This window comes from Microbulbifer sp. VAAF005 (genome assembly GCF_030012985.1).
In the GTDB taxonomy this organism is placed as follows: domain Bacteria; phylum Pseudomonadota; class Gammaproteobacteria; order Pseudomonadales; family Cellvibrionaceae; genus Microbulbifer.
The window spans coordinates 4,071,853-4,084,294 of sequence record NZ_CP120233.1; the positions used below are offsets into that span (position 1 = coordinate 4,071,853).

Sequence of the window (12,442 nt, forward strand, 5' to 3'; positions counted from 1 at the left end):
CAGATCTTCGCAAGAGCGGTGTATCCTTTCCTGTTGACCCAGAAGTACCTTTAGAGAATTCATAGGGAGTTGCTATTGTGCTAAAGGATATTCGCTATTTACTGGTGTTTGCCAAGGTTGTGGAAAGCGGCTCTTTTAGAGGCGCTTCTTCGGAACTGGATATTTCTGTCGCCAGCGTTAGTTCCTATGTGGCGAGGTTAGAGGAAAGTCTTGGGGTTGCGTTCTTGTATCGCAATACCCGCAAGTTGTCCCTGACCGAAGATGGGGAAAAGATTTATAAAACGGCACAGAAGATATTGGATTTGTACGCCGATGGTCTCGGAGAATACAAAGCGCGAGAGGAACGCAGTATCAGTCGGCTTAAAATTGCAATCCCCGCCGTTTTGATCCACAGCCGCTTGCTGAGCAAAATAGTGGGCTTTGTCCGGCGGGATCTGGGTATTCATTTACAAATTCAATGCAGCGACCAGCACGAGGATGTAATTGGCGGTGGTTTTGACTTGGCAATTCGTCTGGGTAATATGCCTGACAGCAATTTGAAAGCGCGTAAGATATTTGAACTAGAGCGGGGGTTAATTGCCAGTGGCGATATGCTGGATCGTTATGGTTTTCCGAGTCATCCTCGCGACCTTGCAGTTTGGCCCTGGATTGGGCTGAAAATGCGGCCCAATCACCGGCGATTTCTGCATCGGCAGCAGGGCGAATATGAAGTTAGCTACGCTCCGGTAGCGACTGTCGACAGTGTTGAAGCGGCTTATCGATTAACGAGCTGCGGCCTGGGACTATCGGCGCCACCTAGATTTCTAATAAGTGCACAGGATGATGTACAAGAATTATTGCCAGACTGGCAGCTTCCGAATTTACCCGCCTATGCAGTTAGACCTTCAAACGGAGTCTCCGAAGGTCCTATACAGAAACTGATTGATTATTTGGCCGATAGTGATACCCAGCTTGCTGCCTGCCATCCTCGCGATTTAACGCAAAAGCTAGCTGCAGAAGCGGTTGATTGTCCCGGAAGGTTCTCAATAGCTCGGTAGAGGCCTCTGCCGTCAAGGTTGGTCACTTGCGGGCAGAGGTTCTTTTATTCATGGGGGAATTTAAAACCTTACTGCGGAATAAATTCCTGAACCATATTTATTTGGGCATTACTGCTTATTTCTACCGGATCTTGCTTTACCGGAGTTGACTCCATGGATGTGTCTTCAGAGGCGTTAACTGTGCGAATAATGCTGGAAATTTCTGGTTTGCAGGAACCGCAGCTGGTACCGCAGCCAAGGGTTTCTCCCAGTGCTTCGACAGTGTTAATGCCTTGGGCGATGGCCTCCTCTATCTGTGGCCGGGAAACCTGGAGGCAGGTACAAATCATCTTCACACCGGGCTTTATGGGATGAAGCAGTTGCCCCGGTGATTCAGGCAGGGGAGTGGCCAGGTAGTTTTCCAGGTGCTGTCGGCTGGGTAATTGGTGCCAGTTTCTACCAGAGAAAATCAGCAGTTTTAAGCTATTATCGTAGGCGATCCAGCGCTGACTTTTAGGGGTAACCAATTCCTGCCAGAACAATTGGGGCTGGTCGTTCATTATCTTGGATGCCAGATCCCGCCCGTGGATAAGTTGGTTCGCGGCAATTTCATAGCGAAAGCCATTTTCCAAGGGGACTCGATACCAGTGCAGGATACTGCTGTCGTTGGACTGCTGTAACCAATCCCATACTCTATCGGCAGTCTCTTCGGCACAGATCATTGTGGCAAAGTATTCAGCTGCCAGGGGACTGACACTAACGGGAACCTGTTTGAATTCAGGTTGACCGGAATAGGGATCAATACTGGAGTCCGCCAGGGCACTGGGCTTGGAATCCTGTGAGAAGGTTTCACTCCAGTGAATGGGGGCAAAGATCTCCCCTCTTTTTTGCCCGCCGTTGAGAGCGGCGCGGCCGACCATTTTAGATGAGGCGCTGTTTAACCGAACTAATTCCCCATCTTTAACCTGGAAGCGAGCGGCATCCTTGGGGTTTATTTGTATTTCCGGCAGTTCGCTGTGATCGAGTAATTTTCTTACCCGCCCGGTTCGGGTCATGGTATGCCACTGGTCGCGCATACGGCCGGTATTGAGCCATATAGGATACTCGCCACTGATCTGCTGTTCCGGAGGCTGCGGCGCTATGGGGATAAAGCGAGCACGCTTGTCCGGGGTAAAAAACTGTCCACTGGTGAATAAGCGTTTGCACCCGGCTGGATGCTCCTGGTTGACCGGCCACTGTACCGGGGCCAGTGCATCGTATTCACTGCGATTGATATTGGCGAGTGCGGAGATATCAAAAGCCCTGGAGCCGTGGTTTTCGAAGCCGGAAAGCTGGGCGTGCTCACGAAAAATATCGGCGGGGTGTGAATAATTAAACTGATCTCCATAACCCAGATGCTGGGCCAGTCCGCACAGGGCTTGCCAGTCGTGGCGAGCTTCTCCCGCTGGGGATAAAAATCCACGTTGCCGAGAGATACGTCGTTCTGCATTGGTGACAGTGCCGTTTTTTTCTCCCCAGCCCGTTGCGGGAAGTAGCAAATCGGCACAGCGAGCGGTATCGGTATTGGCAATGCAGTCGGAGACAATAACCAACGGGCATTTCTGTAGTGCGGCTTTGACTCTATCGGCTTCGGGCATACTGACGGCGGGGTTGGTAGCCATAATCCAAATGGCTTTAATTTTTCCGCTTTCTACCGCGCGGAACATATCCACAGCCTTCATTCCCGGCTTGGTAGCAATTTGATCGGAATTCCAGAATCGTGATACCCGGTCAATATCCTGCTCGTTAAACTCCATATGCGCGGCGAGGGTATTGGCAAGTCCGCCTACCTCGCGTCCACCCATCGCGTTGGGTTGGCCGGTAATAGAAAATGGTCCTGCACCAATTTTGCCCACGCGTCCGGTGGCTAAATGGCAGTTTATGATTGCGTTGTTTTTATCAGTGCCGCTGCTGGACTGATTGATTCCCATGGAATAAAAACTAATGGTCTTTTCTGTTGCTGCAAATGCCTGAAAAAATTCCAATAGTTTTTCGATAGATATGCCACAGGTGGCCGCAGTTAATTCTGGTGACCAGTCTTGAGCCGCAGCTAAGGTATCGGCAAATCCCTGTGTATGATTTTTTATGTAGTCGGTATCTAGATAATAGTGCCGGCTGAGAAAACGCAGAAGTCCATTGAATAGTGCCGCATCAGTGCCGGGTTTAATTGCCAGGTGCAGATCTGCCATTTCACTGGTAGCGCTGCCACGGGGGTCGATAACGACAAGCTTTGCAGCACCTGCCTGCATTCGCTGGAATAAGATCGGATGTGTCCAGGCTGCATTGGAACCGATAAGCACGATAAGTTCAGCCTGTTCCAGATCCTCATAGGAACAGGGTACCGCATCGGCACCAAATGCGCGTTTATATCCCACCACCGCAGAGGCCATACAAAGTCGGGAATTGGTATCAATATTGGCAGAGCCAATAAATCCCTTCATTAACTTGTTGGCCACATAGTAGTCTTCGGTGAGAAGCTGACCGGACAGATAAAAAGCTACAGAGTCAGGGCCATGGTTGCGAATTGTCTGCTTAAAGGCATCGGCCATATAAGATAGCGCAGTATCCCAGTCACAATCTTTTCCGTGCAGGCGAGGGTGCAGGAGACGGCCGTGTTCGCCCAGCGTTTCGCCGAGCGCAGAACCTTTAACGCACAATTTGCCGAAATTTGAAGGGTGCTGGGAATCGCCACTAACAGTAATCGCTGTAGTATTTGCGCGCTCTTCCCTGTTAACCGAAACCCCACAACCGACACCACAATAGGGGCAGGTAGTGCAGGAGCGGTGCGCGCTCAGAAATTCCTGTACTGCCATTACTGTAGCTTATTGTTGCCGATGTAAACCGTGTTCCCACTAAATGCCAGCGGGTAGGTGGCAAGCTTGATATCGCTGTCTTCCATGCAGACTCCATCGCTAAGGCGGAAATGGTTTTTATACATTGGGGAAGCAATGGTTAATTCCCCTTCCAATTCCGCAATAATTCCTCTTGCAATCACACCAGCTTGTGCGATTGGGTCCCAGTTGTCAACGGCATAAAGCTGTTGTTCCTGGTCGGGTAAAAAAAACAGGGCGATGCTTCTTTGATAGACAGTTTTAGTCACTGTATTCAAAGCCTTCGTTGGGTATACGGAGGTATCGCCCCAAAGCGCACATACCCCAGAGTTGGTGACCAAATCTGATCGCTGACAGATTGGAGACCATTGGGGGTGGGTTATGGCAACTGAATTTGAGGGAGTTTCTTGCAGGGCAGCCAGGCTCATAATAATTTCCTCACAATGGATGGAAAGGATTCAAAAGCAATTTATTAATAAAGGTATAACTGGCGGCTTGCGCCGCCGGGAGAAGCTTTAGGCGGATTCGGCTGTTTCCACTAGCTCGTCAGTGGTCGCCGGACGCGGTTGCCCGCGCTCTTTAACGAAAACAATCTTTTCGTCGGTTTCGCTGCTATTAACGAATTGACGGAAGCGCTTGAGTTTTTCCGGATCGTTAATGGCTGTTTTCCATTCGCATTGGTAGGTGTCTACTACTCGGGCCATCTGGGCTTCCAGCTCGGCACAAATCCCCAGCTTGTCATCGATAATGACTTCGCGCAGGTAATCCAGGCCGCCGTCAAGATTTTCCAGCCACACAGATGTGCGCTGTAATTTATCGGCGGTGCGCACATAGAACATCAGGAAACGGTCGATATAGCGGATAAGAGTTTCGTCATCCAGGTCGGTGGCGAACAAATCTGCATGGCGGGGGCGCATGCCACCGTTGCCACAAACAAATAGATTCCAACCTTTTTCAGTGGCGATAACCCCGACATCTTTGCTTTGAGCCTCAGCGCATTCACGGGTACAGCCGGAAACAGCCATTTTTATTTTGTGTGGAGAGCGTAGTCCCTTGTAGCGGTTTTCTACTTGAAGGGCCATTGAAACGCTGTCCTGAACCCCAAAGCGACACCAGGTGCTACCAACACAAGACTTAACCGTGCGCAGGGATTTGCCGTAGGCATGGCCGGTTTCAAATCCTGCATCAATCAGCTCTCGCCAAATTTCCGGTAGCTGCTCCAGGCGCGCGCCAAACAAGTCGATACGCTGGCCACCGGTAATTTTGGTATAGAGGTTGTAGCGTTTGGCCACTTCACCGATCACTATTAATTTTTCCGGTGTGATCTCGCCGCCGGGAATACGCGGAACTACAGAATAGCTGCCGTTTTTCTGCATATTCGCCATAAAAGTATCGTTGGTGTCCTGTAAGCCGACGTGAGTCTGCTCCAGAATATGTTCATTCCACAGGGAGGCAAATATGGATGCGGCCGCAGGTTTACAAATTTCACAGCCGCGCCCTGAACCGTGTTTACTTAATAATTCACTAAAGGTTTTTATTTCTTCCACCTGGATAATGTGGAATAACTCCTGGCGGGAGAAGGGGAAGTGCACGCATAAGTGATTGTTCACTTCCATGCCGAGCGCCGCCAGCTCTTCATCGACAATATTTTTCAGTAGCCCAGCACAACCACCGCAACCTGTAGATGCTTTTGTTGCATCCTTAACATCAGCCAGTGAGTGGCAGCCTCCGGCAACGGCATCGATAATTTGGCCTTTGCTTACATTGTGGCAGGAACACACGGTAGCCGAAGCGGGAAGTGCAGCAGCACCCAGCCCGGGAGCTGCGCCATCGGTTGCCGGTAAAATTAATTGTTCCGGGTGTTCGGGCAGATCAATATCGTTAAGGTGATATTGCAGCAGGGTATCGTAGTCATCCGTATCCCCCACCATCACCGCACCCAGCAGCTTTTTGCCCTCGCTATCGGTGATCATACGTTTGTAAACACCGCTCTGCTCGTCTACAAAAGTAATAGCGGCAGCGCCGTTGGTGCGACCATGAGCATCGCCAATAGAGCCGACCTGTACACCCAGGAGTTTCAGCTTGGTGCTCATGTCAGCACCGTTAAAACTTTCCTCTCCACCGGTCAGTTGAGCGACAGCAGTACGCGCCATGCTGTAACCGGGAGCGACCAGGCCAAAAATTTTCTGATCGTAAAGCGCGCATTCGCCGATAGCGAAAATATTTGGGTCTGAAGTACGGCAGCTGCTGTCAATTACGATGCCGCCGCGTTCGCCAACTTCCAGCCCGCTGGATTTTGCCAGTTCATCCTGAGGGCGAATGCCTGCGGAGAAAACAATCATATCGGTAAGCAGTTCTTTATCTCCCTTGAACTGCATACGCAGGCGGCCGTCTACTTCTTCAATCAATTCCGTGGCGGTACTGGTGTGTACCTGAACCCCGAGTGCTTCAATTTTTGTTCTTAATAGGGCTGAACCGCCTTCATCCAACTGAGTGGCCATAAGGCCTGGGGCGAACTCGACAACGTGGGCTTCAAGTCCCAGGGCTTTCAGGGCATTGGCAGCTTCCAGGCCCAGTAGGCCACCGCCGACAACTACACCACTTTTTGCACTGGCGGCAATCGAGCGAATGGAATCGAGATCTTCCAGGGTTCGATATACAAAGCAGCGCGGGTGTTGATGACCGGGTATTGGCGGAACAAAAGGGTAGGAGCCGGTGGCAAGTATTAATTGGTCGTAAGAGTGGCTGGCTCCACTTGCCGCAGTAATTGTTTTATTGTCCCGATCAATTTGCACCACCTTGTCATTGAGCAGGATATTAAAACCCCACTGCTGATACTGCTCCAAGTTTCCCATGGACAGGTCTTCAGCTGTGCGTCCGGCAAAGTATTCGGAAAGGTGGACCCGGTCATAAGCGGGACGGGGCTCTGCACAGAATATGGTGATATCAAATTGGTTGGCGTATTGATGGTTGGCGAGCTGTTCCAGGAAATGGTGCCCGACCATACCGTTGCCAATCACAATCAGCTTTTGAGGTTTAACATTTGCCTTCATTTACAATCCTGCCGTCTCAATTCGTTTTATTCGGCAGGAAGAGGGCCCGTCTGAAATGGCAAGGGCGTCTCCTCTTCTGCCGAAGAGTACAGGCGCCGTTGCCTCGTAATGGGGGAATAATTTGTTGGTAATTAAATACATTCAATCTCTATGCCAATTTTATTTTTAGTAATAAAGGGGGTTTGGCCTGATTGTCCACAATTTTTGCGACAAAGTGGTGCATTTAATTAATTTTCTGCGCTGTAAATGTGCTTATTCAAATCTTATGTATTAGCGCCAAAAGAAGTAGAGCAGATGAGAGAGCAGTAGAATTAAAGTTAGTAGCTGCCAGACAAGAACCGGGTTTCTTTCTAGCAGGGGACGGCTTTGGGGGGCTTTAAAATCTGGGCTGGGAGATTGCAGGTCCTGGATAAATTCTGACAATGCGTTGTAGCGCTTTTTAGGATCAGGAGCACAAGCCTTTTGTAGGGCGCTATCAATCCAGTAGGGAATATCTTTGCGGTGTGCAGATGCGCGAGTAAAGCGCATTTGGTTATAGCTCTTTAAACGGTAGTGGTAGCTACCAAAGCGCTCGGGATAGGGATACTTACCCGTGAGTAATTCATAAGCAATGATTCCCAGGGAAAAGATGTCTGATCGATGGCTGGCGCTATCCCCAAAAAAGAATTCCGGAGCTGCATAATTCTTACTGCCGGGTGCTGTTTCACCAGATAGATGTAATTGCTCTCTGAGCCCTGGGCCATCGGCACCACCGAGATCAATGATTACCAGGCGCCCGTCGTTGCGCATCATAATATTCTCTGGTTTGAGATCGCCGTGAACGATCTCCAACCGCTGTAAACTTCGCAACGCACTAACCAGTTGTCCCATTAGCTCCCGCACTTGGGGAATTTGAGGTTGTGGATGTAATTGCATCCACTGACGCAAAGTCTGTCCTTCGATATATTCGAGAATATGATAGAGACAGTGCCTTTCAGAAGTCGGAGCAAAAACTTTAATAATCCCTGGGTGGGAGATTCGTCGCCCGGTCCACTCCTCAGCAATAAATCGTTCGATGTAGTGGGGGTCATCACAGAAATTAACCGAGGGAGTTTTTATCACCCGCAATACTTCGGTATTGAGGTCTCGGGCCAGATAGAGATGGCTGCGGCTGCTGGCATGTAATTCCTGTAAAACAAGAAAGTTGTCGAGCTTTTGGCCCGGGCGCAGGTCAGGTGCGAACGGGAGTTCGCGATTGCGCATAGCCAATTCATCGCACTGGGGCAACCCTACATAATTTATCCGGCAAGTGACAGCAGTCAGGTTATCGGTGGAGCCCGCTTTCAGAGCAGCATCAATAAGCCCTTGTGGGGTTGAGCTGGAAAAATTAAGCAATCGCTCAATCATCTCCGTCTCAGGCAGAAAATCGTGAATACCATCGCTACTCACCAGGAAAATATCCCCGGACTGTAATTCCTCACAGCGGTAGTCCACTTCAATATGGGCATCCATTCCCAGGGCGCGGCTCAAAAAGGTGCGTCCAGGTCCGAGGCTGTGGCTGTGATCGCTACTCAAGCACTCTAATTTCCTGTCGCGGAGTCGGTATATCCGGGAATCGCCGATGTGAACCAGATGTGCGCTGGTGCCTTTGAAAATAACGGCAGAAAAAGTGGTCAACCAACCCCGTTTAATTTCGGCACTGCCGCCACTCTGTCGAAATAGCCAGCTATTGAGCGAGTGCAAAACCCGCGCAACAGCGTGCTTTGTCGACCAGGTTTGCGGGGTGCTGTAATAATCGGAAAAGAATCCATTGATGGCAGCGCGGGCTGCTTCACCGCCGGCTTCTGCATTGGCAACACCGTCGGCTACTGCGGCAAGGCTGCCGTGGCGCTGTAATTCAGCGCCTTCGGGAAGCCTCACTGCGCAGGCGTCGTCATTGTGTTGGCGAAGTCCAGCGCAGGAGGCAGTGAACAGTTGCAGGGCATCTTCTTTATCGCCCTGCGAACTGTCACTAGCAGCGAGCCCGGATTCTTCTGTGCTCGCTGCAGTGGGTAGATCGTTATTAGGCAACATCGATCATGGATACGCTGCCATCCGGGTGTACTTCTGCCATTTGTCCCTCCGGTTCTTCCAGTAGAAGCAGGGCGGCAAAGCCGAGCAATGCGGTAGCGCAGATTACCAGGAAAAAGACCTGGTAAGACACCATGCTGAGAACGGTGAGATAGAAAACGGCTCCGACATTGCCGTAGGCGCCAGTCATGCCGGCAATCTGCCCGGTTAGGCGGCGTTTGATCAAGGGCACCACTGCGAATACAGCGCCCTCACCAGCTTGCACAAAGAAGGAACAGGCCATGGCAGCGGCGACCGCCAGGTACAGGGGCCACTCGGCATCGATCATGCTCATAGTGAAGTAACCCAGAGCCAGGCCAGCGGTGAGGATCAGCAGGGTAGGTTTGCGGCCCCAGCGGTCGCTAATCAATCCGCCGGCAGGGCGTGACATGAGGTTCATAAAGGCATAGGCGGAGGCCAGCAAGCCAGCTTTTACCGGGTCCAGTGTAAAGGTCTCGGAGAAGAATAAGGGCAGCATGGAAACCACAGCCAATTCGGAACCGAAAGTCGCGAAGTAGAGCAGATTCAAAACTGCTACTTGCTTAAACTTATAGCGGTGTACCGGTGCTGGTGGGTTGCTGAGTACTTCACGGTTAATACTGTAGGTTTTATACGCGTCCAGAAGATACAGTAATACCAGGCCTGCATAGATCAGGTTGGCGGTAAGGTTGGATATTAATGCAACGCCGCTGGATAATTTCCAGGTTAGCAGAGCCAGTGCCGCATACATGGGCACTTTCATCACCAGAAGCAGGATAAAATCCCCGGGACTGGTGACTTCCATAGCACCAATTTTTTTGGCTTGAAATAGGTTGACCCCTTGGGCGTATCAGTCACAGAGAAGTAATAAACTACGCTGAAAACCAGTGCGATTGCGCCAGTGAGGCCAATGGCATAGCGCCAGCCGTCGTCACCGCCAAAAAACAGGGCGATGGTGGGTAGGGACATGGCTGCTGCGGCTGAGCCAAAATTTCCCCATCCCCCGTAAATACCTTCTGCGGTACCCAGCTGTCGAGCCGGGAACCATTCGGATACCATGCGGATACCTACAACAAAACCTGCACCAATAAAGCCCAAAAGGAATCGGCCAATGGCTGCCTGCACAAAATTGTCTGCCAGGGCAAAAATAAAGCAAGGCACACTGCCGATTGCCAGTAATAGCGAATAGGTGAGTCTGGGGCCATATTTATCAGTGAGCATCCCGATTACAATGCGTGCGGGAATTGTCAGGGCCACGTTTAAAATAAGTAGGGTTTTGACCTGGTCCGGAGTTAATGAAAGGCTTTTCGCAATTGCCATTAGCAATGGTGCGTGGTTAAACCAGGCAAAGAAAGTGATAAAGAAGGCCACCCAAGTTAGGTGGAGCACTTTTATCTTCCCGCGGAACGAGAATAGATTAAGTGAGTCACTGGACATGCGCATTTCCTTTGTTTGCTAATTCCGCAGGCACAAAAAAAGCCCACAGCTGCAGCCGCTTGACTGCAGACGATGGACTTCGTTGCCCGTTATATTCGGCGAACAACCGCTTCACCGCGCTGATGCGCCTGAGGGAAGGCAATTGCATCATCGAATTATTTCCATTCAATTAATGTGCCACTATTTTTTTGCGAGCAGGAAATCCACCGTTTGCCGGTAGAGGTCTGGACGATAGGCTTCTGCTGCACGAAGTGTCGAGCTCCCCAGATCTGAATACATCTCCAGCAGTTGCCGTGCTTTTTCCTGAGTTGGACGCCCGCAGTCGTTATCAATATGGGCAAACAGGTGCCAGCCGGGATTGGCGAGAATTTCCCGGTCCCGGTGGTAGAGAATCTGGTCATTGAGGGAGCGTTGAATCAGCTCCTCAGGCAAGTTGAGGTATTGCCCCAGGGACAAGAGCTTGGCAGCTTCGGCTCTGTTTGTGCGTGCGGCAAGCCAGGTACAGGCTTTGAGAAGAGCGGCCCTTAGGGCCAAGTGGGTCGCAGGGTTGGCTTGGTGCCAGCTCTCAGTGACGGTCAGCACTTTTTCCGGCATAGCTGGCAGCAGTGTATTACAAGCCGCAATGACTACGCCGGACCCTTTGTGGGCGGCCAGGGAGTTCCAGGGTTCGCCTACACAATAGCCATCGATAACGCCACTGTGGAGGTTTTCCAGCATTTGTTCAGGCGGTAATACCACCAGTTTTATATCCCGGTCCGGGTCGATATCAGCAGAGCGCAACCAGTATCTTAATTGCAAGCTATGACTGGAGAATGGATAAACCGTAGCGAGTCTGACTGTAGGTGGGTATTTATTGTCGTGCAGGTAGCGCTTTAGCGCCAAGGCTATATCACTTTGTGAGTCACCTTCACAGTAATTTTGCAGGCGTTCGAATAATTCTGCAGAAAGGGTAATAGCATTACCATTGCAGCTGAGAATTAATCCACTTAATAAGCGTTCGTGGCAATTGGGTAACGCTTGTTCAAGTGTCAGGGGCATAGGAGCGAGCATTGCTGCAGCATCTGCTTTGCGCGCAATTAACTTGTCTCGCAGGGTGGCCCAGCTTGTTTCTTTTTGCAGCTGTACCTTTAATCCATATTCTTGGAAGTAGCCTAGCTCCTTGGCGACAATCAGCGGTGCGCTGTCGGTCAGGCGCAGGTAAAGCAGTTTGATGATCTTTTTTTCCGGGCACAGAAGGGCTGACATCGGTACTCTAATGCTCTTTCTGAAAATATTGGATTACTTGCTCGGCAACTGTATGGATGGTCGAGTTGCTGTTCATCGCGAGATTGCGCAAGGTCTTATGGGCATCCTCTTCACTGAGGTTCTTCTTGGCCATTAATAGCCCTTTGGCCCGCTCGATCGCTTTTCGCTCTGTGAGTTGCTGCTGGGTGCGCTCGAGAGACTGACGCAATTGCTGGAAATGTTTAAATTGTGCCATAGCGATTTCTATCGCCGGTGCCACGCGCTCAGGAGTCATTCCCTCGGCCATATAAGCGCTTACCCCGGAGTCGACTGCACGACTAATAAAGTCTGCGTTGCCGCTACCTGAAAACATAGCCACTGGGGTTGGCGCCTCACGATTGACTATGGCCAGGCTTTCCAGGATATCCCTGTCCGGGGATTCGATGTCTATCAGCACAATATCTGGACGGTATTTTTCCACCTGGAAGAGGAGGCCTTCGGCACTGTTGATCTGGGCGAGAATGCTGTAGCCAGCAGCACGTAATCGCTCACAAACCAAGTGGGCGCGCTCGGGATTGTCATCGACCAGCATGATTCCAGGGCTTGGATTAGTCACAATTTACTGCGGCACTCATCTAATAATTTTTATTGGGCTTTACCAACTTTTAATCAATAGTTGTGCCAAATACGCAGAGGTGGGGGAGTGGATATATGTCTCTAATTCCATGAGATAAATCTGATGTTACTGCTTTTTCCTGGTGCGACATTCTGCGGA

The 12,442-nt window shown here is 50.7% G+C and carries 7 protein-coding genes and 1 pseudogene; 1 reads left to right on the forward strand and 7 read right to left on the reverse strand.

Features of this window, described 5'->3' with window-relative positions; genetic code table 11:
- The first annotated feature begins 77 nt into the window (after positions 1 to 77).
- Positions 78 to 1,037, forward strand: coding sequence for a LysR family transcriptional regulator (locus tag P0078_RS18305; RefSeq protein ID WP_282931348.1), 960 nt, complete (start codon positions 78 to 80; stop codon positions 1,035 to 1,037).
- 68 nt (positions 1,038 to 1,105) lie between these two features.
- On the opposite strand, the gene P0078_RS18310 is transcribed toward P0078_RS18305, so the two are convergent.
- The 7 genes and pseudogenes from P0078_RS18310 to P0078_RS18340 form a co-directional block, all read right to left on the reverse strand.
- Positions 1,106 to 3,868 carry a nitrate reductase gene (locus P0078_RS18310; RefSeq protein ID WP_282931349.1) on the reverse strand — a complete coding sequence of 921 codons (2,763 nt, stop codon included), beginning with the start codon at positions 3,866 to 3,868 and terminating at the stop codon, positions 1,106 to 1,108.
- Positions 3,868 to 4,314, reverse strand: a complete 447-nt coding sequence (gene nirD / locus P0078_RS18315) for a nitrite reductase small subunit NirD (protein ID WP_282931350.1) — start codon at positions 4,312 to 4,314, stop codon at positions 3,868 to 3,870. Before nirD ends, P0078_RS18310 begins: the two co-directional genes overlap by 1 nt.
- Before the next feature lie 87 nt (positions 4,315 to 4,401).
- On the reverse strand, positions 4,402 to 6,939 hold the full coding sequence (gene nirB, locus P0078_RS18320) for a nitrite reductase large subunit NirB (RefSeq protein WP_282931351.1): 2,538 nt from the start codon (positions 6,937 to 6,939) through the stop codon (positions 4,402 to 4,404).
- 270 nt (positions 6,940 to 7,209) lie between these two features.
- On the reverse strand, positions 7,210 to 8,991 hold the full coding sequence (locus tag P0078_RS18325) for a bifunctional protein-serine/threonine kinase/phosphatase (protein ID WP_282931352.1): 1,782 nt from the start codon (positions 8,989 to 8,991) through the stop codon (positions 7,210 to 7,212).
- Positions 8,981 to 10,443, reverse strand: a pseudogene (locus P0078_RS18330) (NarK family nitrate/nitrite MFS transporter). Before P0078_RS18330 ends, P0078_RS18325 begins: the two are co-directional and overlap by 11 nt.
- A 180-nt stretch (positions 10,444 to 10,623) precedes the next feature.
- On the reverse strand, positions 10,624 to 11,688 hold the full coding sequence (locus P0078_RS18335; RefSeq protein ID WP_282931353.1) for a CmpA/NrtA family ABC transporter substrate-binding protein: 1,065 nt from the start codon (positions 11,686 to 11,688) through the stop codon (positions 10,624 to 10,626).
- Between the two features lie 7 nt (positions 11,689 to 11,695).
- Positions 11,696 to 12,283: an ANTAR domain-containing response regulator gene (locus P0078_RS18340; protein ID WP_282931354.1), complete on the reverse strand. Its 588-nt coding sequence runs from the start codon at positions 12,281 to 12,283 to the stop codon at positions 11,696 to 11,698.
- Between the last annotated feature and the right edge of the window lie 159 nt (positions 12,284 to 12,442).

What these genes read in the sequence shown, in the direction of transcription:
- P0078_RS18325 (WP_282931352.1), bottom strand. Translation starts at nt 8,991, where the DNA reads ATGTTGCCTAATAACGATCTACCCACTGCAGCGAGCACAGAAGAATCC.
- nirB (WP_282931351.1), bottom strand. Translation starts at nt 6,939, where the DNA reads ATGAAGGCAAATGTTAAACCTCAAAAGCTGATTGTGATTGGCAACGGT.
- P0078_RS18335 (WP_282931353.1), bottom strand. Translation starts at nt 11,688, where the DNA reads ATGTCAGCCCTTCTGTGCCCGGAAAAAAAGATCATCAAACTGCTTTAC.
- nirD (WP_282931350.1), bottom strand. Translation starts at nt 4,314, where the DNA reads ATGAGCCTGGCTGCCCTGCAAGAAACTCCCTCAAATTCAGTTGCCATA.
- P0078_RS18310 (WP_282931349.1), bottom strand. Translation starts at nt 3,868, where the DNA reads ATGGCAGTACAGGAATTTCTGAGCGCGCACCGCTCCTGCACTACCTGC.